This window comes from Streptomyces sp. NPDC051578 (genome assembly GCF_044454045.1).
Lineage (GTDB): Bacteria > Actinomycetota > Actinomycetes > Streptomycetales > Streptomycetaceae > Streptomyces.
In genome coordinates this window covers 1-22,226 of record NZ_JBITDH010000011.1, presented here as the reverse complement: position 1 = coordinate 22,226, position 22,226 = coordinate 1, and the positions used below count along the sequence as shown (strand labels likewise).

Below are 22,226 nucleotides of genomic sequence, written 5' to 3'. Positions count from 1 at the left end.
AGCAGTCCTAGGCGGTGGCCTGCGCGGGTGGGGCGAGGCACAGCAGGACGGCCTGGAAGGTCAGCGGCTCCTGATGGTGCCGCGGACGAGGGCGTAGGGCATGACGCAGAAGGCGCCGAGGGTGACGGCGACGATCGCGGTGAGGAACAGCCAGTAGGAGAAGCCATGGCCGTCGGAGGAGGCGAGAAGCCACCCGTACGTGAGGCTGGTGAGGATGCCGGTGAGGGCGATACCGGCCGCCCATCCCACCACGGTGAGCCCGAAGCCGAGACCGATGTACGCCCAGAACAGGGCGGGGCCAGCCACGGCCGCGATGGCCAGGAACACCGGGTAGTCGATGTCCCGGCCGCCGAGGAACTCCGTGAGCTGAGGGACAGAGATGAAGGCCCATAAGCCCATGTACGCGACGGCGATGATGACGAAGACGGTGGTGAGCACACGGGCGGCGCGGGTGGCCGGAGGCGTGTTCGCGGCGTCGGTCATGAGGCGGTGGGCTCCTCCTACGGCGGGCAGGGCAGTCGGCCCCGCTCCGGTATAGCCGACGGGGACCGCCGGGGTGCGTGCTTCCCGGCAAGGCTCCCCGGGGCCGGTGACGAACAAGCCACTCGAAGCGGTGACGCGGCACCGGCTGTCCTGTCAACGAACCCGGACCGATTGCCATCGAAGCTGGACCGGCAGTCGTTCGTGCCAGCGAAGTTGGACCGCTGCAGGTCAGCCTCCGGGACGCGGACCCAGCAGCCGCAGCGCCCAGCTTCGCCTGCTGACGGCGGACGCGGGTGAGGTCCTACGTCCGGGCCTTACAGGAACCATGCCCACTCCTGGCTGCCAGCGCAGTCGAGATTGGCGTGGTGCGGGCCCGCCCCTGGCGCGGGCTGGAGGCCACTGCCCTGGGATATGCGATCTCGGGGCTGGTCACGTTATTCGCCTTCCTCCAGCTTGGCGGTAGCGATCCTCAGCCAGTCTTCAAGGTCGATCGCCCTCTGAGGTAGATAGCACTCGCTATGGCCCGCAGCCAGTCTGTCCTCCGAGGGCTCGTACGCATTCGGGCCGACATGTCTGAGGATTAGCAGCTCAGCCATGCGGCACACGATACGGGTGGCACTGGAGAGTTGAACAAGCTCACCTTCAAAGCGCTCGTGCTCGTCCAGGCGGCTACTCCACCCATTGGTGTCGCGCGTGATTCCGACCTTATGGAACAAGGTTCCGTCGAAGTCGGTGAACTCGTAGATGTATATGAACGCGGGTGTTTCAGCGAGTTTCCTGTTCTTGCGCAGTGCAGGAATGCTCCAAAATCCTCGGCCGTTGCATGAGGCGCAGGCGACCCCAGTGCTGGACCGTCGGAGAACCGTGAGTCGTGGCGTGGTGCGCCTGTTGCAATGGATGCAGCGCCCTTCGACCGCCGTGCCTGCGTTGACCCAGCCCTTCACATCCTTCACACCGAGTTCGTAGAACTCCTCAAGAGCCTCCTGCTCGGTGAGCTCGACCACCCGGATCGCCTTCAGTGCGCAAGGCTGGCACCCCCAGACCCGAAGCCCCCGCCGCAGGCGATGGCGGATATGGCCAACCTTTGCACGATATGGCTGATTGCAGCGGGTGCATATGCAGTCGACCGGCACGTGCGTAGTAAGGAACGGTCCAACCTTGCGGAGTCCTGCTTGAGAGAGGTTCTCACGCACCTGCTCGTCGGTCAGCCTGAGGCAGCTGGAGCACCCTCGAGTGCCGTGCTTCTGCGCTTCACGCAGATTATTTAGCCGAATCGGGAAGGACTTCTCGCATTCTTGACACTTCACCGCGACTGGCGTATGAGTGTTTACGTAGGTGCCGACTAAGTCGAATCCGTACTTCTTGAATTCTGCCCCGATGCAGGTACCGCACTCGCGACGGCGCAGCTCTGTGTAGGCACCGCATTGGGAGCAGCCGGCCATCCCGTTTCGCCAGATCTGGTAGTAGTGGCGGCGGCACAGTTTGAGGGTCCTGTATTCATTCGCCTCGCGAGGGCATCGTCCACCGACCGCGACACAACGGATCGGCTCCCTGGGAGTCGGCGGTTGAAGCTCTCCGCTCTCCCGCGCCTTTCGCCACCTGATCACCGTCGGCGCATAGAGGCCGTACCGCTTCAGCACGTCCTTCCTCGTGCCGGATGGCGCGGCCTCGTAGGCGTCAAGAACTTCGATCTTGAACTCGTAGGGGTGGTCTCTATACGGCATGACCGCAGCATGCCAGTAGCCTCTGACACCCCGTCCGCGGTTGGCGGTCCTGACCAGTCAACAGGCGGAGCTGGGCCCTACGGCTGCTGGGCCCGCGTCCTGTGGTCTGACCTGCAGTGGTCTAGCTTCGTTGTCACGAACGGCTGCTGGTCCAACTTCGGTGGCAACCAGTCCGGGTTCGTTGTCACAGGACACCGGCGACTGCCACGCAACGCTCGGGCGTGCAACACCGGCTCTGCAACATGTGAGCACGTTGCACCTGTGACCTGAAAGAACACCGGCCGAAGGCCGGTCTGGGGCCCGCGTTGCAGCTCCGTGTTGCACCGCCGTCCGGTGCCGGTGGGCAAGACGAAAGCCCCGGGGGTCACGACGCCCCGGGGCCTCCACTTCGCTGACCTCCCCGCTCAACGACGTGCCGGGCAACCCGTCACGCCCACGCCCACCTTCGTGCTGCCTTCTGTCAGGGGGTGTCTCTACCCTGGCGTGATGACACGGTCTGAGTTCAAGTTCGCCTACCTGCAGCCGCTGTTCGCGGACGTGGAGCGACTGCGTGGAGAGGGTGCCTACCGGCAGCTGCCGGCACCACAGCCGTCGAGCAGCCTCACGACGGACGATGCACCGCTGGGCATGTACTCCGCGTCCACGCTCATCCGGAACTCCTACAGCGCGGGGGTCGCCCACGCCGATGCGCTGCGCAGGCTCGTGCACGCGGGAGAGGTAGACCCGCAGAGCCCGTGGACCCTTATGCGGGGGGCGCTGGAACTTCGCCACTGCCGTCTGGATCCTGGGCGGCAACGACCGCACCGAGCGCCGCCGGCGCACCCTGGCCCTGTGGCGTGAGGACATGCGCAACCGGGCCCAGCACGAGGAGGACACGGACCACCAGCCAGGTCCTGGTGGCAAGACCGGTCGCGAGCGCCGCCAGGACATAGCCGACCTCGCCCTGTCCCTCGGCATTCCCACCGCCTCCTTCAGCAAGCCAGAGGCGGGGAAGGTAATCGGGGAAGCTGCCGAGGACGCCGGTCTGAAAGCCCGAGAGGTCACCGCCGCCTGGCGCGCGGCGTCAGGGTTCGCCCATGGCCGGTACTGGCCCAATCTCCGGGCATCCATGCCCATCGACGCCGTGCGCAGCGGCCCCGACCACTACCTGATGGCCTTGGTCATCGACGAGGGCCAGCACCGCCCGCTGACACGGCATACCAGGACGCTGCTCCACCGACTGCACGACAGGTACCAGGCCAGGGCCACAGCCCACTGACCACGCAGCGAAGCCCACCAGGCGCCGATGACTCGGGGCGCTTTCGCGCACAGAGCTCGGTCAGGACCAGTCGATGCCGAGCTTTGTGAGGGCGGCGACCTGGTCGGCGGTGAGCTTGTCGCGCCGGGACTTGGTGTTCGAAACCCACACCCCCAGCTTCATCTGCGATCTCTCGGTTTCGTGACAGTGGGGTGAGAGACAGCGAAGGCTTGTGCGTTGTTGCTGGTCGGGGCCTGTTTCCAGAGCGGATCTCACTGTGATGGATGTGAGAGGTCTCGGTGATTCCACTGTCACGGGATGGTGTTCGTGCAGGTGGCGCACTGACACGGAACCGAGAGATCGCAGTCAGCGGCCGTAGGTTGTGACTGACCACAGGGGAGAGGCGATCAGTCGGAACGACAGTCCGTCCTGCGCTGGTCAGGCCGACCCTGGAAAGGGAAGGGCGGGCGACTGCGAGGGAGGCCCCGGGATGGTGCTCAGACCGCCGGTGGAGCCGATGTTGGCGCAGGCCGCCGAGGTGGTCCCGCCGGTGCGTCCGCTCACCTCCGGGGTGGCGTATGAGCAGAAGTTCGACGGGTATCGGGCGCTGGTGTTCACCCCGGCCGGCCCGGGTGGGCGGGTGCTGCTCCAGACCCGTCGCGGCTCCTTGGTCCAAGGCGCGTTCCCTGATCTCGTCGCGGCCGCCGAGGCGCAGCTGCCCGTCGGCCTGGTCCTGGACGGCGAATTGCTGGTGTGGGACGCCGAGGCGGGCGCCCTGTCGTTCGAGGCGTTGCAGCGCCGGGCCGCCGCCCGCGCCGGCGGCGCCCTCCGCCTGGCCGCGAGGCTGCCGGTCTTTTTCGTGGCGTTCGATGTCTTGCAGCTCGGCGGCCAAGAGCTTTTGCACCTGCCGTATGTGGAGCGCCGCGCCCGCCTGGAGGCCCTGTTCACCGACCACGCCCTGACGGCCCCGTGGACCCTGTGTCCGATGACCACGGACCCGGCCCAGGCCCGCGAATGGCTCGACTCTTGGACGGACGTGTCCGGCGTCGAAGGCATCGTGGTCAAGCCCCAGACCAGCCGCTACATGCCCGGCCAAAGGGGGACGTGGATCAAGGTCCGGCGCCGGGACACCACCGAGGCGATCATCGGCGCCATCACCGGCACCCTGACCCGCCCCCAGCTCCTCGTCCTGGGCCGCCACGACCAGAACGGCCGGCTGCGCGCGGTCGGCCGCACCGTCCCACTGCGCACGGAGGCGGCCCGCCTGGTCGCCGAGCACCTGGCCGCCGCCGGCCCCGGACATCCGTGGGAGGGCGTCGCGTTCGCCGCGACCTGGGGGACCCGTGACGTCCTGGATGTGCGCCTGGTCCGCCCCGATCTGGTGGCGGAGATCAGCGCCGACCGGGCTGTCGACCGGGGCGGGGTGTGGCGCCACCCGCTCCGCTTCCGGCGGCTGCGCCTGGACGTGGGGGTGGGGGATGTTCCGGGGTTCGGGCAGGGTCCTGGTGTTGCGGCCGGCTGACGTGGTGGCGGGCTGTTGGTGGTGTCCCGTGACCCTGGGCGGGGGCGGTTGATCACGGTATGAAGAAGACTCTGATCAAGTGCGTGAGTGTCGGTGCGATGGTGCTGGCCGTGTCGGCGGCGGCGATCCCGGCGAGCGGCCGCAGGTCGCGGCAAGCGACGGTCCTGTCAGCTCCTCATACGCGACGTACCAAAGGTCTACAACGCGTCAACCAGTACATTCCGTATTACTCGGACATCCACTGCGCCCTCGGGGGCTGACCCGACGACGTCTAGCCTGCTGCAGACACGTGCGACAACGCCGCCGGTAGGTGCTCAGGAGGCGTTGAGGAAGTCGAAGCGCTGCCAGGTGTCGCCCTGACCGAAATCCGCCCTGAGGTCCAAAAAGCTGCTCTCCCGCGCAACCCATGTGAGGAGGAGCCAGTCAGCTACCGCCGGACGGATCGTGTGTCCGTAGGTTTCAGCGCGGATGTTCCATTCCTGTGTGGCCTTGCCAGGCTCGCACTTCACCAGGATGGGGAGGTGGCCGGCGACGTTCCATGCCTCAAGGCACTCACCGTCGCTGACGAGGCGGTGGTCAGCGGTGTAGGTCCACGTAGTCCGCTCCTTCTCCCAGCACGGCTGGTTCGAGACCGGCCGAAGGTGGCCCTGCTTATCCCCCCAGCCGACACAGCGGTTTGTCTCGTGCAGCTTGCGGATCTGGAAATTGCCGCTGGGGGCATCAGCATGGGCGGGGACAGTACTGCACGCGATGCCGAACGCCAGGGCGGCCACGGCCGCCGCTTTCTTGTGGTTGTTCACAACATCATCAACGAGTCCAGGACCAACCGGTTGTGCTCCGCGCCTGACAGCTTCGGGGTTTAAAAGCAGGTACTGACGTGAAGCCGGGAGATCGCAGCCAGGAGATGTAGGAAGGCCTGGATCGGGCCTGCGGCGGGTGTCATTGTCTGCTGACACCGAACGTGAACCGATTGTCATGCATGTGGGGCTGACTCGCGCCGGCCGCGGCCTTACTGGGGCTTGAAGGATCGGATCTGGTAGCTGACCTGGAGGTTTGTGTCCTGGCCGGCCGGGATGGAACGTCAGGTATGCCACAACCGCTCGCCCTCGACCTGCTTGGAGGCCGCCGATTTCCGGGTTTGGGGTGTCTCGGGTCAGGGTCAGCCGGTGCGCATCACGGTGTTGATCCAGGTGGTGAAGGTGTTGATGCGGTTGAAGACGGGGCTGCTGGTGTGGGGGGCGGCCAGGCCGCAGCCGGCGCCCCAGGAGTAGATCCCGACCAGCCGGCCCTGGTGGGCGAGTGGGGCGCCCTGGTCTGCCGGGCAGAGGTCCTTGACGCCGTTCGGGTCACCGGCGCACATCATGCGGCTGGTGACGCTCTTGCCTTTGAAGCTCTGGCACTGGGTGGCCGAGAACGTGGTGAGTTGGGCTTGCTGCAAGAGAGCGGGGATCTCGTTTTTGGTGTTCGTCACGCCGAAGCTGGTGATGACACCGGGACTCCCGGCCGGGGGGTCGCTCTCGGCAAGGGGGATCGGCTTGACCGACGGGCCGGCGGGCAGGCTGCCGGCCAGCGTGAGTACGGCGATGTTGCTGTCGTAGGTGTTCTTGTCGAACGCCGGATGCACGGTGATCACCTTCACCGCTTTTTCGAGTCCGCCGTCGTAGTACTTGTTGGAGCCGACGCGGATCTGAACATCGGAGGGTGCGAGGTTGTTGACGCAGGTGGCGGTGGTGACGATGTGCTTGAGGTCGACCAGCGCCCCCTCGCACATCACAACCGGCGCCTGCACCGACACCATGTAGGGGAACTGGGAGGCGCTCCTCACATCGGTGCCACCGGAGATCGCGTGCGCGGGCGTCACGGCCAGGGCCAGGCATACCCCCGTCAGCGCAACGCCCACCCACCGTGTTCGCCGCGCCCAGTCCCGTGTCACACGCCTTGCCGGTGAACCCTTCACACGTGCCTCCCCTTCGATGACGGACATCGTGGCGTCCGCAGCCGCCTGTCTCGACGATGCGTTCAACGAACGCGGCACGGGCCGGTCACCGCAGCCGCCCCTCCCCGTGTGGCACGAGAGCGGTGAGCCCGGCGATCACTGCAGGGGACGGCTCGCGGTCTCGGCAGCGTCGAACCGGTTGAAGGGCGACCGGTTCCGGACCCGTGGTCTCCCCGTCCCGGGCGTACTGGTGCAGGTACTCCAAAGTCTGGATGCACGTCAAGCCATCTACGGGCTGAGTGTCACCGAAGCCGAACGCGACCGGCTGAACGAGATGCTCGACACCTGAGCTTGAGCCGGCAGGGGGGCCGGGAAGCGGGCAGCCCGCCGGTTGTTCCGAGAGGGGCAACGCCCTTCTGCTCTTCGGCACCCCGCTGCACGGACCGCTTGACCCGGCTTCGCGCCGACGACTACGACGTCCGTGACCTGGAGGTCGCCGACCTCTCGCCGTTCGTGCGCCACCATGTCAACCCGCTTGGCCAGTACTCCTTCCGGCTGCCGAGCTTCCCGGCGGCCTGCGGCCGGCGAGGGTGGGGCGTCGGTGCGCCGGCTGACCGTGCCGGGGCACGGCGCCGCTTGCGGTGGCAGGCCGGGTGCGGGTGGTCGAGCTGTTCCGTTCGGGGGCGGGCGGCCTGCGGGTGACGCTGGCCTGGCCGGCCGGGCTTCGTGGTGTGGCGGGGGAGGGTCGGGCGGGCGGGGTGGTCCAGCATGGGGTGCCATACGCGGCGCCGGGGGAGGGGTGCGGGTGCCGCCGCTTCGACTGTGGCGAACCTGGACCCGGTGACCTGGTGCCCCGAGCACGGAACCGCTGCCGCCCCGGTGATGGAGTGGCACCCCGGCGGCGGACTGCGCTGCACGGCCCTGACCCGTCGGCACGCCTCGGTGGCCGCGCACGGCTGACCCCGCCCGCGTCGGGCGCAAGGGGCTCCTCCGTGCTTGGTGGAACCACGCCCACACGCCTGGGCCGTCGACGCTGCCACCGGAACAGTGCTGGCCGCGGGGGAGGCCGCCATGCTGACGAGCCCTTGCGAGTCGCTGGGCGTCTACCGTTGCGGCGCCGGGTCCTGGCTGTGATCACCGGGCGCTTCGGCGGTCAGGACTTCGCCGTCCTGGGACACGAAGCGCTCACCGAAGCCGCGATGGACGCACATGAGTTGGTCGCGGGTGCCGTTTTGGTCACGGTAGACGGCCATGGCCGGGGAGGCGCCGCTGGTGTGGGCGGGCAGCCGTGTATCGGCGCTCCAGTTGTTCCCGTCGAAGGCAGTCCACCACAGGGACTGGTCCGTGTTTCCGCGGTGGACGCAGTAGAGCTTGCCCTTGAACACCGCGAGGCCAACTCCTTCCCTCGATCCATGTGCCGGGAATTTGCGTGGTGTGGTCCAGGTGCTGCCGTTGAAGGTCGTCCACCACAGGTCGGCGTCGGTGGTACCACGGGTGACGCAGTAGAGCTTGCCGTTGAACACTGCCAGCGCTGGGTTCGCGCCCGTACCGTGGTTGGGGATGGCCTGGGGAGAGGTCCAGTTCGTGCCGTTGCTGGTGGAGGTCCACCAGATGTTCGTGTCCGAGTTGCCTTTGAACACCATGTAGAGCTTGCCGTCGAACACGGCCAGCGCCGGTCCGGTACTGCTACCGGTGGAGGGGATCTGCCGGTCCGCACTCCAGGACGTGCCGTTGAACGACGTGATCCACAGATTGGCGTCGGTGTTGCCGCGGTGGGCACAGTAGAGCTTGTCCTGGAAGACGGCCAGGGCCGGCCCGCTCGCACTGCCGTGGGCGGGGAACTTGTTGTCCGGGGACCAGCCGCGGTCGGGGGTGTGGACGGTCCACCACAGGTCGGCGTCGTTACCGCCGTAGCCGCGGTGGACGCAGTAGAGCTTGTCCTTGAATACGGCTAGGGCCGGGTGCCCGGCGCTGCCATGGGCCGGGAACACCTCGTCGGTGCTCCAGCCCTTGTCCGGCTCGAAAACGGTCCACCACAGGTTGGTGTCGCTGGTAGGAGCGTTCAGCGGCACGGGGATGAGCATGGTGGGCGAGAACCAGGGCGAGACCAGTTTGCAGCCGTGGCCCTTGGAGACAGCCTTGATCCACTCCCGCTGGAGCAGGCAGGCTGCCGACACGATCTCAGAAAGAGGAGTGGGCAGGAACGGCGAGACGATTTCCTCGATGACGTCGCGGAAGCCCTGGACGAGGTCGATGGCCGGCTGATTGAGGTGTACCTCGAAGCCCCACCATTTCGTGTGGAACTCCGCCTTGGGATCGAGCGCTTTCTCGTCCACAGGGGTGGCCTCGGTGCTGTCGAGAGATTCAGCGGACATGGATGTTCCTGCCTGTAAGAGGGACGGTCACATGGGTCAGCAGTCACCTAGATCTGCGACATCACGGAAAGTAGTCCGACTTGTCGAGGTGTGGACCCGATTCCATGAGTTTGGCTGGATACGTCTCCCGGGACCTTCTGGAGCAGTCGTTCCCAGGTGCCGTCGGCGGACCAGAGCCGGTGGCGTTCATAGACGGGCTTACACGGGCCGAACCGTTCGGGCAGATCGCGCCATTGCAGTCCGGCTCGCACCCGGTGCAGAATTCCGTCGATCACCTGCCGGTGATCTCGCCACCGGCCACAACGCCGGCCGGTTGCTGACCGGTAGGAACGGCCGCAGCTGTTCCCGCTCGCCATCACTCAGATAGCCCGGCCCCAGGCCTGGGGCAACGACTGGGGGGTACAGAACAGTCACATCATCGGCTGGACAAGTTCTAGCCGAGGTTCTGGAGGAGCGGCAGGTGTTACTAGAGGTGTTTTTCGGTCGGCTCTTGGGAAAGCAACCGGCTATTTCCTCTGGCGGTGGCTGCGGCGCGCCGGTATCGGTGAGGTCGCATGATCGGCCGGACAGCTCCTAGGCCGCCCGCCTGCGCGAAGGCTCACGTGGCGGGCGGCCACCCGGCTTCGACGAATAGCGGTGCAAGAACGCCACACCGTCGAGCGGACTATCAACCGTCTCAAGCAGCACCGGGCGGTGGCCGCCCGCTACGACAAGCGCGGCTGCGTCTGCCTCGGCACCGCCTGGGTCGCAGCCCGTCACCTTCGGGCTCCGAACATGATCGTCCGGTCGAGTCCTAGTAGGGGTTGTCGGAAGTCGGAGCAAACTTGCCGATGTCCTGCGCCGGCGTGTGCTCGGCGACGGACGCCCCAGCGTTCCTCAGGCTCGGCTCAGCCTGATCTGAGGTGGTGGTGTCGTCCTCGGTGGGTTCGATTTCGTTGGGCATTGTTGTCCTCTCCGCATGTTCAGCCAGTGGCCTCGATGTTTTCATGACGCTACGTCAGGGTGCGACTGGCCGGTCGATCCTGGCGGCTCCCGGGGGCGACAGGCAGATGATCGGCCGGCGCATCGCCTAGGCCGGGCCCGGTAGCTGCCCTTGGTTGACGTTCATGCCCTGGAGTTGGGCGTATGGAGTTTTCTTGCCGGTCGGCGACACCGTGCCCAGGCGGATCGGGGCTTGCAGCTGGAACAGGGCACCGCCGGTGGGTGACCCGTTGGGGTTGGTCTGCTGGGGTGGCGGCGGGTAGTGGGTGAGGTGGGCGACCCACTTCGCCGGGTCGAGGGTCTCGTAGACGAACGGGCCCTCGGTGTCGCCTGATCGTTCGAAGGTGGCCTCCATGGATTGGTTCCAGTTCGCGGTGATCCCGCCGGGGCCGATCTTGAGGATGCTGAGGGGTCCGACATCAAGGTCCGGCAGGCGCAGGGTGACCGTCCCGAACAACGGGTGGTGGGCCGCCATGGTGAGGTGGAGTGTCTGCAGTCGTACGAAGTCCGTACCGCCGGCCAGGACTTTCACGCGCATGGAGCCGATGAAGTTCAGTGTGGGCAGCGGTGGTGGGAGGTTCACGGCCAGCGTGGCGCCGAAGGCGTTCAGGCTGAGGTTGATGGTCTGCCCGATGGGCGGGAGCGACGCAGGTTGCGAGGCGGCGAAGGCGCGGCCGGTTTGGCCCGCGAGCAATGTGCCGCCGGCGGCCGCTACGACCTGGCCGAGCAGACGGCGGCGGGTGGGGTGAGACGTCATACCGAGGATTGTCGATCTTCACGCCGTGTCCCGGAGTGGTTCCGGCAGCCATGTCCTCCCTACGGGTGATACCGCGCCGGGATCACGTCGCGTTCCTCGTACAGCGGGGGGATCTGCCGCGTCGTCGCAGGGCGGCGATCTGCCGGTCGGGTTTCTGACCGCGGGTGGACGCCCGCGCGTGTTGGGGGTCTGGGTGCGGACGGCGGGCTCGGTGGCCGGCAGTTCGAAACCGTGTGACCGAGCAGCCGATCTCCCCTTCAGCGCTTGAGTAGGTTCGGCTGAGCGTCGGCGTCCGAGGCTGGCCACCAACGACAATGACATCCGGCCAACCTTTCCGGCACATGGGGACTTGTGCCTGCTGGGTGGGACTGTCGGTCAGATACTGCCCGATAGTCCCACCATGCTCTGCTCTGCTTGCGGCCTTTCAGCGAGAGACGGAGCCGGCGGGGGATTCACCAACCACTCACATGACGTTTGGAGCTCCTGCATGTCTGATAACTCGGTGCCGTTCCCCACTGGTGCCGGCGGCGGCCAAGTCGCGCTGCTGGTCACCTACCCGTTCGCCAACGTCAGTTCGCGGTCGCTTGCGACGGAGGGCGTGGATGACTCTGACCAGGAGCTGGTGATCCCGCTTGAGGACCTGACCCAGGTGGAATCATGGGTCTCGACAGGAGCCAACGAGCCCCTCCCGCCGCAGCAGGTGGCCGGCCTGATCGGCGAGGAGCGGCTGACCCTCCTCGGGGATGCGCTTGGCCTCTCTGCTGTCGAGGCGTCGGCCACCCTGGCGCAGGAAATCCCGGCTCTCGTCGACGGGGCGTCCCCTGACGGAACACTGGACCTGGACCCCGCCAAGCCCACGGTCGTCCGGCTGGGCCGCGGCCAGATCGCCCTCGTCAAGATCGCCTCACCCGAGCAGACCGAGCAGTAGAGCAGAGCGGCCGCGAGCCCGGTGGCCGACTGCGGGCAGCCGATAGAGGGAAATCGGGCGGTCTGCTTGCCTCTTGCGTCGACCGGGACCGGCCGTCCCGGCGTCCGGCCGGGCAGGGAACCTGCGAGCTTGACCGCGGCGTGGGCCCGCTCGTAGGTGCGCTCGGATGCCGAGAGGCCGGCTGCCGTCGCGAGGAGGCGCCGGTTCGGCGGCGGGGAAGGCCGACGCGACGGCGTCACCGCGGTGAGGCGTCACCGCGGTGAGCGGCCCGCGGGTTCCGGTCGGTCACCGCTTTGAACGGAGCGGGGGCGGTCCCCGCGGCGGGAGCTTCTTCCGCGGCTCCGGCCTGACCGAGGCGTCGGTGTCGCCGCGGCGGGACCGAGAAGCATGTGGGCGGTCTGGCCGGCTGGGTAGCAGGAGGTGTTTCTTGCTCACCGTGCCGGGGCGGGTGGGTCATGGTGCCTTGTGCGGCGCCATGTTGCGGCTATCCGGTTGAGCGGAACTAGAGTGCCCAGTCGGCTGCCTTTCCCGTCGGTGGAGGGCGTGGGCGTCGGCCGCTGGGCCGGGTGGAGATCGGGGTGCGCGGTGGGCGGCGACGTGGTGCGGGAGTCGGCTTTAGCGGGGCGGGTGGTGTTGTGGGAGGAGTCGGCCCGCGACGGCGCGCAAGCCAAGACGTTGATGAGCGCGGATTTCCGGGTACGGCTGGCGCGGGAGCAGGGCCGGATCTTCGGTGCGGACGGCCCGCGGCACGTGGTTTTCGCGGCGGGTTTCCCGGCGGTGTGCAGGGAGGAGTTCGAAGCGGTTCGCAGGGTCGCGGTGGAGGCCGAGGACGCAGTGAGCGTGGCCGCTGTGTGCCGGGGGAAGGCGGCGGACGTGCGCCAGGCCGTCGCTTCGGTCAAGGGCACCGCGCACGCCCGGATCATGGTCGTCGTGCCCGCGTCCGATCCGATGGCCCAGGTGATGTCCCATCGCCCGGCGCGCGAGGCGCTGCAGGAGGGCGTCGCACTCGTCAAGGAAGCCCGGGGGCTGGATGAGGGGGTGGCGGCGGATGTCTGCCTGGCGGACGCATCCCGCGCCGACCACGCTCTTGTGGCCGAGTACGCGACGGAGCTGACCGCGGCGGGCGCGGGAACCGTCATCCTGGCCGACACCGTCGGCGACCAACTACCCGCCGATGTCGCGCAGATGTTCACCCGGGTTCGAGCCGCCGCCGGCGATGACGTGGTGCTCGCCTCACACCTGCACAACGACCTGGGCCTGGGCTTGGCCAACACACTCCAGGCCCTGCGGGCGGGGGTACGGGTCGTTTCCAGTTCCTGGCTGGGCATCGCCGAGCGCAGCGGCATGGTGGCCACCGAGCAGCTGCTGTTCCTGCTGGCCCACCGGCCCGAGCGCAGCACGCACATCCTCGGCACGGACTCCAGCGCCTGGTGGACGGCTCCGGACCTCACCCGTCTGCCGGCCATCGCACGAATGGTTTCCGGCGAGACAGGCGTGCCGCTGAGCGTGACGACGCCGATCGTCGGCAGCGGGGTCGGCACCATCTCCACCGGCACCCCGTTCGTCCACCCACAGCTCTTCCAGCCCTTCGACCCCCAGCAGGTCCTCGGGATCACCCCGAGCGTGGTGCTCACCCACCTGGCCAGCACCCGGGTCATCAAGGCGGTGGCCACCCGACTCGGCCACGACCTGGACGACGCACAGGCACACGCCGCGATGGGCTGGGTGAAGACCCGCGCCTACCGCACCGGGCAAGCCGTGGTCGACGACCCGGCCTTCGCCGGCTACCTCAACGCACTACGGACCACAAGGACGGGCGAGCAGCTGTGAACCCCGACATCGGCACCGTCGACACCGACGGCGCACGCAAAGCCCTCGGCCGAGGCGCCGCGGTCGTGCTGCCCAACCCCGCACCCCTGACCTATACCGTGGCCGCGACCGACCCACGGGCCGTCAACACCGCCAAGGCAAGGCCCGCCGAACAGGCCGTCGCACTCTGGGCCCACGACCCCGACACCCTCGCAACCCTCGATGACTACCTCGACCTGGATACGGCCCTGACCTCCCTGACACGCCGGCTGCTCATCGAGGAACGAGTGACCTTGCTGGTGCCGCTACGCCCTGGCACATCCATTGCGTCCTGGCTGTCACCCGCCAGCCAGGACGGCTGGACCCTGCTGTTCGGCGCCCGGTGGACACCTCTGCTGCCCCTCCTCGCCGACCACCCGATCCTCTACGTCAGCAGCGCCAACCGCACCGGCCGGCCACCCGCCGCCACGGCCACCGAAGCCGCCGCGATGTTCCCCCCGACCGTGGCCGTCCTCGGCTCGACCTCGCTCACCGGCGCCGACCGCGACCCGCGCGAACCGTCCCGTGCTGCGACCACCACACTGCGCCTGCATCCGGACGGACGACTCCACCTGCACCGCCACGGCGCCCAAGACCGCCCGTATCCGAACGCCGATCAGTACCTCGACCGGCTCCGCGACACACACACCTGAGCGGAGTCGGGTGGCCGGGCGGCGGACGACGACGGGCCGGCTGGGGGCGAGCTCTCATCAGGCCGCCCGCCGCCGCCCGCTGCCGGCCGCCGGCGCCGACGAGGCGTGGCTTGGTGGCAGATCCGGCGGAGTGGGTGGGGAGCCGGCCGCCGGTGCGGCGTCGTCGTCGGTGGGCCTGGGCGGGGGAGTGCGGTGGTCAGCGCTTGAGGAGGTGGGCCTTGTCCGGTACGTCCTTCCACTCCTCCGCTTCTTCAAGGGGCGCCACGGACCGGGTGATGCCGGGCCAAAGACGCGACAGCTGCGCGTTGAGCTCGATGAACTGCTGTTGGCTGCCGGGGACGTCTTCCTCCGCGAAGATGGCGTTGGTGGGGCATTTGGTGACACACAGCGCGCAGTCGATGCATTCGTCCGGGTCGATGGCGAGCATGTTCGGACCCTGGCGGAAGCAGTCGACCGGGCAGACGCTGACACATTCGGTGTTCCGGCACATGATGCACGGCTCCGTCACGACGTGAGTCATTCGATGTCTCCTCATCAAGAGATGCGATGTGTCGCTGTTCGGCGATCGACCACGGTCGTCGGGCGGGTGTGTGCACGAGACCGGGGAGGAACGCGGCGGGCGTAGGCCCGGCCGACCGGCTGGGCCCGCGCCGTGGCCTTGGCTCTGTCCGGGGTCGGCCCCCCCGCTGGTGTGGGGGGTCAGGTGGTGTGGGTGTGGATCCAGTTGGTGAAGGCGCCGATGCGGGTGTAGACGTCGGGGCTGCCGGGTCGGGCGCAGCCCCTGTGCCAGGACGGCAGGCCCGCGAGGCGTCCGTTGATGACGGCGAGGCCGCCTTCGTCGCCCTGACAGAACCCGGACCCGCCCACGAACTCGTGCCCGCCGCAGAACATGGTGCCGGTCACCGCGAGCCCGTAGTCCAGGGCGCACACCGTGCGGGCGATCACCGGCTCCTGAACACTGTGCAGGGTGTTGCTGGGGGAACCGTTCTCGCTGGTGGTGCCCCATCCGGCGGTCGTGATGTCGCCGGAGAGCAGGGGCACGGGGTCGCTGCCCTGGGGGACGAGAGTGATGGGAGCGACGCTCTGGTTGAGGACGAAGGGCTGTGAGACGTGGAGGACGGCCAGGTCACTGTCATGGGTGGCCGCGTTGTAGTCGGGGTGGATGACGACGTCGGCGACGACGCGCCGCTGCTCGGTCCCCGAAACCTGGTCGAGCTGCCATTCCCCGGCGACGATCTGCAAGGAGGAGGCGTTCACCCCGCTGACGCAGCCGGCGGTCGTCACGACCGTGTCCGCACCGACGAGCGCGCCACCGCACCGCAGCCGGCCGGAGACGGTGATGGCCAACTGCGCGGGAAACTGCCCCTGCGCGGCGGCGGTGCCGCCGACGACGGCCGCGGCGGGCTGGGCCGGCACCACGAATACGGCGAGCGCGGCCGCGGCGGCCAGGGGCACCAGTGCCACCCGCCGCAACCTCCCGCCAAGCCGGCGGGGACTACGGGCAACATCACGGATAGGGCGCATGATCCTCTTCCTACTCGCCCCGCCCCACAACTGGGGTACCAACACGATGCGGACCAGGGCCTGCTGATGACGGGTCGCATGGAGAGTGCCACACCCCCTCGCCCCCGCACGGCAAGATCGCTCTCTTGGCCACAGATCGGCCGGCAATACACACACCGCAGGCAGGTGGCACAGGGCAGCGCCACCACCCCACAGACCCAGCGCCCGGCTTACGTCGATGGGGACGGGCACAAAACGAGGCCCGTGCTGGCAGTCGGATCGGGACAACGGTGCCTCGGGCGCGAACCAGGGTGAGGGCGGCAGGGCTCGGCCAGTTCCCCCTGGCCACCCTGTGAAGTAGGGAGCCCGTACCGGCGGGTATGGGTTCGTGGCCCGGGCGTATCTGGTAGGGGTGGTCTCGATCGGGTGCGCGAGAGCCGGGAGGGGAGTGGGTCGGGTGGATGTTCTTCGGCCTCAGGCGGTGGTGTGTCCCTTCTGCGAGGCGGCCCCTGCTGCCGGCGCGGTGCGAACGCTCGCGCTCTGGGGAGGGCGCCTGACGGTCACCTGGCACGAGCGGACGTGTCCGCACTATCTCGCCGACCGGGTGCTGGCCGGCAGGGAGTCCTGACCACGACGCCACCGGCCCCGGGGCAAGCGCGAAAACAGCCGTACATCGGCTACTCCCGTCCCGAAGCCACGACCAAGACGGCCGGCTGCGCGCGGTCGGCCGCACCGTCCCGCTGCGCACGGAGGCGGCCCGTCTGGTCGGCGAGCATCTGACGGCCGCCGGCCCTGGCCACCCGTGGGAGGGCGTCACGTTCGCCGCGACCTGGGGGCTCCGTGACGTCCTGGATGTGCGCCTGGTCCTCCCCGATCTGGTGGGTTCAGCGCCGACCGGGCCATGGACCGGGGCGGGGTGTGGCGCCACCCGCTCCGCTTCAAACGGCTGCGCCTGGACGTGGCCGTGGGGGACGTTCCCCGGTTCGGGCAGGGGCCAGCCGCGAGGCGGCCGGCTGAGCGTCGCCTGTATGGGTCCCGGGCATTGCGTGACGAGCGGCGTGTCGCTGTGTGGGTGCGGTCTGGTCGAGCCGGCGGATGCCGGTACCCGGGTGTGGTCGCGGGCGGTGGTGGCCGCCGACCCGGAGCGGGTGCTGTGTCGGGTTCCTTTGTTGCGCCGGCTGTTACAGGGCGCCTCGTTTGGCGGGGAACCTCTCCAGCGTGGCCACGACGGTGTTGGGGTGTGCCGGGTCGACGAGCTCGACCGGCTGCTCCAAGCGGTATTCCTCCCCGCGGGCCGGCCATTGGGCGAGGTTGGCGTGCAGGACCATCGGCTTCTTCGGGTGGAGCACGACGTGCTCACTGTCTGGCAAGTTGATCACCGCGGTGAAAGGGATGACGTCGCGTTCCTCGTACCTGGGGGGATGGGGGGGAATTCCTGCACCTTTCACAGGGTGCTTTGTGGGTTGGTGTCCTTGCTCTGCTCGAAGGTCGCCGTCCCGCTCGCTCCGTCGTGTTCCCCGGAGACGCGGAAGCCCTCGGTGCGCAGCAGGACGCTGTGGTCGGGGTCGCTCGGGTTGCGTTCGACGCGCTGCTTGATGCCGCCGCGGAGATCGATGGAGAACAACTGCTTCTTGTATGTCATCGGGACGTTGTTCGCGAGCATCGAGGAGGCGACCTCCGAGCCGATGGGCGGCAGCCCGACGGAGGCCGCGGGTGTCGGGGCGGCCGCGGCTGTGCCCTGGGAGGGACAGGCGGCTTCCGGACGGAGTTGCATGGTTTTGGACATCTATGCCGATATTTGCCCTCGCTGCATGTGTGGCTGTGCTTGCGTTATGCATGCCAGGGAGGACCTGTTCCTGCGCATGAGGTTCTGATTCACCCACGGCAGGAGCACATGACGGCCGGCCTGCGAGTTCCGGGGCTGGTCGTGTTGTGAACCTGCTGCGATGACAGGCGGGAGAACGCACCGATGGCCGAAGATCTAAACCAAGAGCAGGGCACGGATGCCGGGGGTGGCAGTGGGGCGGCCCCGTCACCGGAGGCCGTGGAACGAGCGGCCCAAGCCAGTAAGGAACTCGCCGCGCAAGACTCGCCCGTCAGGTTCGTGGCGAAGTGGTGGGGTTTCGAGGTCATCCTCAGTCAGCGGGCTGTCAACACCCTCAACGACATCCGAGACCTGCTCAACGATGTGATCGGCGGGTTTCTACCTGAGCCTCTCTCGTCGATTGTGAGTCTGGCCGTCCTGGCCCAGAAGGTATGGATCCAGGCCGTGTCCAAGGGGGGCGGCGTCAAACTGGTCTCCCCCTGGTTCTCGCCCACGATGCTCGTCCCCAAGGCGCTGGACGCTCCTCCGGACCCCGGTGACCCCAGCCTGTGGTGGACCGTCCTGGTGCCCGGCAAGGGCTGGAGCGAGGACCAGCAGTTCACCGATCACGTGACCGGCGCGAACCCGGCCCTGGCCGAGTACAAGGGGAACCTGTACTGCGTGCACCGCGGCACCAACGCCCACGACGACGACCACAACCTGTGGTGGACGGTCTTTGACCCGGACAAGGGCTGGAGTCCGGACGCCAAGTTCCCCAACCACATGAGTGACGCCGGACCGGCGCTCGCAACGTTCGGCGGCAAACTGCACTGCGTGCACCGCGGCACCAACACCGGGCACCTGTTTCACACCTTCTTCGACGGCACCCGCTGGAGCCAGGACACGAAGCTCCCCGCCCACATGAGCTCCACCGGACCGGCGCTCGCCGTATTCGGCGGCAAACTGCACCTCGTCCACCGCGGAGTCGACGACGACGCCTCGCTGTTCCACGCCACCTACGACGGGACCCGCTGGAGCCCGGACATCAAACTCCCTGCCCACGCCACCGGGGCGAACCCCGCGCTGGCCGAGTTCCAAGGCAAGCTGCACCTCGTCCACCGAGGAATGGGCAACGACCTCTCCCTGTTCCACGCCACCTACAACGGCACCGGGTGGAGCCGGGACACCAAGCTTCCCGGCCACGAGAGCGTGCAAGGCCCCGCACTCGCCGTATTCGACAACAAGCTGTACTGCATCCACCGCGGCTACGGCACCGCCGACCAGAACCTGTGGTGGAGCACCTACAGCGGCAGCTCCTGGAGCACCGACCAGAGGTTCCCGAACCACTGGAGCGGCCCCGGGCCGGCCGCCATCGCCTACCGCGACAAGTACGGCACAGAAAACCAACTCCTGGTCGTCCATCGCGGCTACGACCCGCGCACCTCCACCACCGACACTCCCGAGATGGAAACAGGGATCGCACAAGAACAAGCGGCGGCCCAAGCCAACAACCCCTGAACTCCCTCACCCTCCGTGAACCCGGGGGCCACAGCAGGCCCTCAGCACAATGAACAGCCGGTCAGAGCAGCGATACGCCGCCCTGACCGGCTGTCCCGTTCCCAGGTTGCTTCCTCCGCCCCAAAAGCTACTGACGGGTTACTTAGCCTGGTTCGCCGCTCGTTGACGGCACCCTGCGATCTCTCGGTTTTGTGACAGTGCGGTGAGCGTCGCCGTGGTCGCTGTGTCCGATGACCACGGACCTGGCGACGGCGAGGGACTGGCTGGAGTCCTGGACCGCCGTCCCCGGTCTCGAAGGAGTGCTCGCCAAGCCGATGGGGCCCCGTATCAGCCAGGCCGCCGCGCCTGGACCAAGATCAAAAGACGCGACACCACCGAAGCCATCGTGGCCGCCATCACCGGCACCCTGACCCGCCCGCAGCTCCTGGTCCTGGGCCGCCACGACGAGAAGGGCCGGCTGCGTGCGGTCGGTCGGACGGTGGCGCTGCGCCCGGAGCAGGCCCGGCAGGTGGCGGAGCACCTGGTGGCCGCAGGTCTCGGACACCCGTGGGAGGGCGTGTCGTTCGCGGCGTCCTGGGGGTCTCGTGGCGTTTTGGGCGCGACCTTGGTCCGCCCGGATGTGGTGGCGGAGGTCAGTGCGGATCGGGCTGTGGACCGGGGTGGGGTGTGGCGCCATCCGCTCCGTTTCCAGCGGGTCCGTGTGGACGTGACGGTGGATGAGGTTCCGCCGTTCGGTCAGGGGTCGGTGTCGGCGGCTGGGTGAGCGCCCCCGCTGGGTGCTGGCGAAGCCCGGCGGCGCAAGGCGTGTGGTGGTCGCCGGGTGGTTCAGCGTCGGCTACGGCGCCACCCGTCTGATGGTGGTGGGCGGCACGGTTCACGCTGCTCGCCCGACCGCCTCGAAGGTGCTGGCGGCCGGGCTCCGGTGTGCTTGAACGAGGGCACTGTCGCCGGCTTCAGCGCGCTGCTGTGCACCGGCCGGTGGTGGGGGTGGTGGGTGTGGGGGTTGCTAGCGTTCCGGGTGGTTCCAGTGGGTGACGGTGTTTTTGGCGAAGAAGGCGTCGGTGGCGCCGGCGTTTTTCACTTCGACGATGCCCTTGGTGGTGATCCAGTAGTACAGGTGGTATTTGGTGCCTACGGTGGGGTCGGCGAGCCGTAGCTTGAGGGTGGTCTTGCTGCTGTCGTCCTTGTTTGGTGTGTAGGTGAGGTGGAGTGCCTTGGGTTTGCTGTCCTGTGCGAACAGCAGCCCGATCCCCTCCCGGATGCCGCGGGGCAGGCTCCACTCGTCATCTTTCTGGAAGATGAACCGCACCAGGTGTTTGGCTTCGTAGCCGGTGAGTGTGAGCTCTTTTCCGGCACGCAGGGTGTCCCGCTGCGAGGTCTCCATCAGGAGTTGTTCCGGATCCAGGGTTTCCAGTTGCATGGTCTGGTAGGGGGCCACCGCGCCGGCGGGGACGTCGACCATGCCTTCGGCCATCGCGGTGTACTTCGCGGGGTAGTACGGCACCGGCTCGGGGCTGACGACGCGGTAGTGGCTGGCTGAGTAGGTCACTGGAGCTCCGCGAGGGCGTGGTAGGTGGCGTTGTCGTCGGGTGTGGAGGTGGCCAGGGCGAACCTGGGCAGTGCGGGCGTTCCGTCCTGGTTCTGGGTTCCGTCGGTGGTGAGGGTGCTGAGGTCGGGTTCGATGGTCAGCACGACGACTTTGTCGTCCACGGAGACCAGGAGCTCGGCCGTCTCGAGTGTGTCCAGGGGCCGGCCGTCGTCGTCGGTGTAGAGCCAGGCGATGAAGTCCCTGATGTGCCACTTGCCGACCATCGGGTAGACGTCCTCGGGGTCACCGCCGGGAGGGGGTTCGCTCCAGCTCATCGCGGCCAGAAAGGAGCTGTTGAAGAACCCGGCGGAGGCCATGACGCTCCATTCCAGGGAGTCCATGGGTTTCATCTTGTCTTCGGAGATCAGAAAGGGCATCCGGCACCTCCAGGGGGCGCGTCGGTAGAGGGCATGAGGAGGCCGCGGGTGCGGCCAGGGCATAACTACCAAGCCGGGTGCCTGACAAACCGTGTCGCGATGTCCAACCGGGAAGACGGCGGGAAACCGTTGCACCAAAAGCCTCAACCGCCCCTGCCGATGGCCCCCGGGTCAGGTCAGCACCCCACGAGTTGGCCTGATGCGCTCCTTTTCTGATCAGATGAGCGGCGACCTCCTCCGGCATGTCGCCCCGCACCCCTCGCCGGCGGTCCAGCGGTCTGCCCTCACGATCCCCGGCGAGCGTTGGCGGATTCCCCGGGGCGCCCACAGCGGGGGCATTAGGTCAGGCCAGAGTCAATCCGTGATTCACAATGAAGCAGAAAAGGGCAGAGCACGCGGGGTCGGGCGGTCTTCGGATGCGAATACGACTGACTTCACGGCTGGCACCCCTACGGGCCGAAGGTCGGGGGCTCCGGGGGAGTCGTGCGGGGGTGGGTTGTCACCTTTGGTGGTTGGTGGTCGTTGGGGTGGGTATGAAGATCACTCGCGTCGTTCCGGCGCTCATGTTGCCCGCTGCGGTCTTGATGATGGCCGCGCCCGCCCACGCTGACTCCCCAGTCTCCGGACTCTCCGAACGCGCGGATGTCAGTGACTATGCGAAGGTGATCGCCGATACGACCGCGACCGTGCTCGCGAATTACAGCCTGATCGCTGAGGCGGAGGGGGCAGCCGGTCAAGCGGTGGGGGGTGTAGTGGGCCAGCTGGGCTGACACCCGCCCTGTTTTCATTGCCAGCGCCCGCGGAGCGGGCTGGTCCTGGAGGCGGAGCCGGAAGGACCCGGGGTGGGGGAGCGGAGCGAACCCACCCAACGGGCCGTAGGCCCGGACCCCGTGAAACGGGGTCACCCAGGCCTGCGGAGCAGGCCGTTCGGGGTGGAGTGAAACGGAACCCCGAACAGTCCGGAGCGAAGCGCAGGACACCGGTCCGAAGGG

24 protein-coding genes and 1 pseudogene are annotated in these 22,226 nt (G+C 68.0%); 10 read left to right on the top strand and 15 right to left on the bottom strand.

Annotated elements, in window-relative coordinates; all coding sequences use genetic code 11:
• Positions 1-60: 60 nt before the first annotated feature.
• Positions 61-483 carry a hypothetical protein gene (locus ACIA6C_RS29720; RefSeq protein ID WP_399280490.1) on the bottom strand — a complete coding sequence of 141 codons (423 nt, stop codon included), beginning with the start codon at positions 481-483 and terminating at the stop codon, positions 61-63.
• 434 nt (positions 484-917) lie between these two features.
• Positions 918-2,207 carry a hypothetical protein gene (locus tag ACIA6C_RS29715; protein ID WP_399280488.1) on the bottom strand — a complete coding sequence of 430 codons (1,290 nt, stop codon included), beginning with the start codon at positions 2,205-2,207 and terminating at the stop codon, positions 918-920.
• Between the two features lie 844 nt (positions 2,208-3,051).
• Here ACIA6C_RS29715 and ACIA6C_RS29710 point away from each other — a divergent pair.
• Positions 3,052-3,465 (top strand): hypothetical protein, encoded by a 414-nt coding sequence (locus ACIA6C_RS29710; RefSeq protein WP_399280487.1) that lies wholly within the window; start codon positions 3,052-3,054, stop codon positions 3,463-3,465.
• Positions 3,466-3,525: 60 nt separating this feature from the next.
• On the opposite strand, the gene ACIA6C_RS29705 is transcribed toward ACIA6C_RS29710, so the two are convergent.
• Positions 3,526-3,627 carry a helicase associated domain-containing protein gene (locus ACIA6C_RS29705; RefSeq protein WP_399280485.1) on the bottom strand — a complete coding sequence of 34 codons (102 nt, stop codon included), beginning with the start codon at positions 3,625-3,627 and terminating at the stop codon, positions 3,526-3,528.
• A 307-nt stretch (positions 3,628-3,934) separates the two neighbouring features.
• On the opposite strand from ACIA6C_RS29705, the gene ACIA6C_RS29700 reads away from it, so the two are divergent.
• Positions 3,935-4,966, top strand: coding sequence for an ATP-dependent DNA ligase (locus ACIA6C_RS29700; RefSeq protein ID WP_399280483.1), 1,032 nt, complete (start codon positions 3,935-3,937; stop codon positions 4,964-4,966).
• Positions 4,967-5,280: 314 nt separating this feature from the next.
• Here ACIA6C_RS29700 and ACIA6C_RS29695 read toward each other — a convergent pair whose 3' ends face one another.
• Both ACIA6C_RS29695 and ACIA6C_RS29690 read right to left on the bottom strand, forming a co-directional pair.
• The gene (locus ACIA6C_RS29695) at positions 5,281-5,766 is read right to left on the bottom strand and encodes a ricin-type beta-trefoil lectin domain protein (RefSeq protein ID WP_399280481.1); all 486 of its coding nucleotides are present in this window, start codon (positions 5,764-5,766) and stop codon (positions 5,281-5,283) included.
• Positions 5,767-6,125: 359 nt separating this feature from the next.
• On the bottom strand, positions 6,126-6,950 hold the full coding sequence (locus tag ACIA6C_RS29690) for a serine protease (RefSeq protein ID WP_399280479.1): 825 nt from the start codon (positions 6,948-6,950) through the stop codon (positions 6,126-6,128).
• Between ACIA6C_RS29690 and ACIA6C_RS29685 the strand changes: the two genes are divergently transcribed.
• A complete protein-coding gene (locus ACIA6C_RS29685; RefSeq protein WP_399280477.1) occupies positions 6,940-7,251 on the top strand; it encodes a hypothetical protein in 312 nt (103 codons plus the stop codon). The genes ACIA6C_RS29690 and ACIA6C_RS29685 overlap by 11 nt on opposite strands.
• Before the next feature lie 473 nt (positions 7,252-7,724).
• On the top strand, positions 7,725-7,862 hold the full coding sequence (locus ACIA6C_RS29680; RefSeq protein WP_399280475.1) for a hypothetical protein: 138 nt from the start codon (positions 7,725-7,727) through the stop codon (positions 7,860-7,862).
• Positions 7,863-8,005: 143 nt separating this feature from the next.
• Here the strand turns inward: ACIA6C_RS29680 and ACIA6C_RS29675 are convergent, their stop codons facing one another.
• The 4 genes and pseudogenes from ACIA6C_RS29675 to ACIA6C_RS29660 all read right to left on the bottom strand — a co-directional run bounded on the left by ACIA6C_RS29675 (position 8,006) and on the right by ACIA6C_RS29660 (position 11,015).
• Positions 8,006-9,277 carry a sialidase family protein gene (locus ACIA6C_RS29675; protein ID WP_399280473.1) on the bottom strand — a complete coding sequence of 424 codons (1,272 nt, stop codon included), beginning with the start codon at positions 9,275-9,277 and terminating at the stop codon, positions 8,006-8,008.
• A 122-nt stretch (positions 9,278-9,399) separates the two neighbouring features.
• Positions 9,400-9,655, bottom strand: a pseudogene (locus ACIA6C_RS29670) (transposase); the annotation flags it as partial.
• Positions 9,656-10,070: 415 nt separating this feature from the next.
• A complete protein-coding gene (locus ACIA6C_RS29665; RefSeq protein ID WP_399280471.1) occupies positions 10,071-10,220 on the bottom strand; it encodes a hypothetical protein in 150 nt (49 codons plus the stop codon).
• Positions 10,221-10,346: 126 nt separating this feature from the next.
• Positions 10,347-11,015, bottom strand: coding sequence for a hypothetical protein (locus tag ACIA6C_RS29660; protein WP_399280469.1), 669 nt, complete (start codon positions 11,013-11,015; stop codon positions 10,347-10,349).
• 487 nt (positions 11,016-11,502) lie between these two features.
• Here ACIA6C_RS29660 and ACIA6C_RS29655 point away from each other — a divergent pair, with 487 nt between their 5' ends.
• The 3 genes from ACIA6C_RS29655 (at position 11,503) to ACIA6C_RS29645 (ending at position 14,444) form a co-directional block, all read left to right on the top strand.
• Positions 11,503-11,943, top strand: a complete 441-nt coding sequence (locus tag ACIA6C_RS29655) for a YidB family protein (RefSeq protein ID WP_399280467.1) — start codon at positions 11,503-11,505, stop codon at positions 11,941-11,943.
• Between the two features lie 585 nt (positions 11,944-12,528).
• Positions 12,529-13,773: a 2-isopropylmalate synthase gene (locus tag ACIA6C_RS29650; protein WP_399280465.1), complete on the top strand. Its 1,245-nt coding sequence runs from the start codon at positions 12,529-12,531 to the stop codon at positions 13,771-13,773.
• The gene (locus ACIA6C_RS29645; protein WP_399280463.1) at positions 13,770-14,444 is read left to right on the top strand and encodes a hypothetical protein; all 675 of its coding nucleotides are present in this window, start codon (positions 13,770-13,772) and stop codon (positions 14,442-14,444) included. The genes ACIA6C_RS29650 and ACIA6C_RS29645 overlap by 4 nt, the downstream gene beginning before the upstream one ends.
• A gap of 196 nt (positions 14,445-14,640) precedes the next feature.
• Here ACIA6C_RS29645 and fdxA read toward each other — a convergent pair whose 3' ends face one another.
• The 4 genes from fdxA to ACIA6C_RS29625 form a co-directional block, all read right to left on the bottom strand.
• The gene (gene fdxA, locus ACIA6C_RS29640; RefSeq protein WP_399280461.1) at positions 14,641-14,964 is read right to left on the bottom strand and encodes a ferredoxin FdxA; all 324 of its coding nucleotides are present in this window, start codon (positions 14,962-14,964) and stop codon (positions 14,641-14,643) included.
• 179 nt (positions 14,965-15,143) lie between these two features.
• Positions 15,144-15,908: a serine protease gene (locus tag ACIA6C_RS29635; RefSeq protein ID WP_399280459.1), complete on the bottom strand. Its 765-nt coding sequence runs from the start codon at positions 15,906-15,908 to the stop codon at positions 15,144-15,146.
• 1,220 nt (positions 15,909-17,128) lie between these two features.
• Positions 17,129-17,317 (bottom strand): hypothetical protein, encoded by a 189-nt coding sequence (locus ACIA6C_RS29630; protein WP_399280457.1) that lies wholly within the window; start codon positions 17,315-17,317, stop codon positions 17,129-17,131.
• 74 nt (positions 17,318-17,391) lie between these two features.
• Entirely contained in the window at positions 17,392-17,721 is a 330-nt protein-coding gene (locus ACIA6C_RS29625) for a hypothetical protein (RefSeq protein ID WP_399280455.1), read from the bottom strand.
• Positions 17,722-18,174: 453 nt separating this feature from the next.
• Here ACIA6C_RS29625 and ACIA6C_RS29620 point away from each other — a divergent pair, with 453 nt between their 5' ends.
• Together ACIA6C_RS29620 and ACIA6C_RS29615 are read left to right on the top strand one after the other, a co-directional pair.
• Entirely contained in the window at positions 18,175-19,269 is a 1,095-nt protein-coding gene (locus tag ACIA6C_RS29620) for a hypothetical protein (RefSeq protein WP_399280454.1), read from the top strand.
• A gap of 385 nt (positions 19,270-19,654) precedes the next feature.
• Positions 19,655-20,032 carry a hypothetical protein gene (locus ACIA6C_RS29615; RefSeq protein WP_399280452.1) on the top strand — a complete coding sequence of 126 codons (378 nt, stop codon included), beginning with the start codon at positions 19,655-19,657 and terminating at the stop codon, positions 20,030-20,032.
• 243 nt (positions 20,033-20,275) lie between these two features.
• Here ACIA6C_RS29615 and ACIA6C_RS29610 read toward each other — a convergent pair whose 3' ends face one another.
• Both ACIA6C_RS29610 and ACIA6C_RS29605 read right to left on the bottom strand, forming a co-directional pair.
• Positions 20,276-20,818 (bottom strand): hypothetical protein, encoded by a 543-nt coding sequence (locus ACIA6C_RS29610; protein WP_399280450.1) that lies wholly within the window; start codon positions 20,816-20,818, stop codon positions 20,276-20,278.
• Complete coding sequence (locus ACIA6C_RS29605; protein WP_399280448.1) at positions 20,815-21,198, bottom strand: hypothetical protein; 384 nt, start codon at positions 21,196-21,198, stop codon at positions 20,815-20,817. The genes ACIA6C_RS29610 and ACIA6C_RS29605 overlap by 4 nt, the downstream gene beginning before the upstream one ends.
• 569 nt (positions 21,199-21,767) lie before the next feature.
• Here ACIA6C_RS29605 and ACIA6C_RS29600 point away from each other — a divergent pair.
• Positions 21,768-22,004, top strand: coding sequence for a hypothetical protein (locus tag ACIA6C_RS29600; RefSeq protein WP_399280446.1), 237 nt, complete (start codon positions 21,768-21,770; stop codon positions 22,002-22,004).
• Positions 22,005-22,226 lie beyond the last annotated feature (222 nt).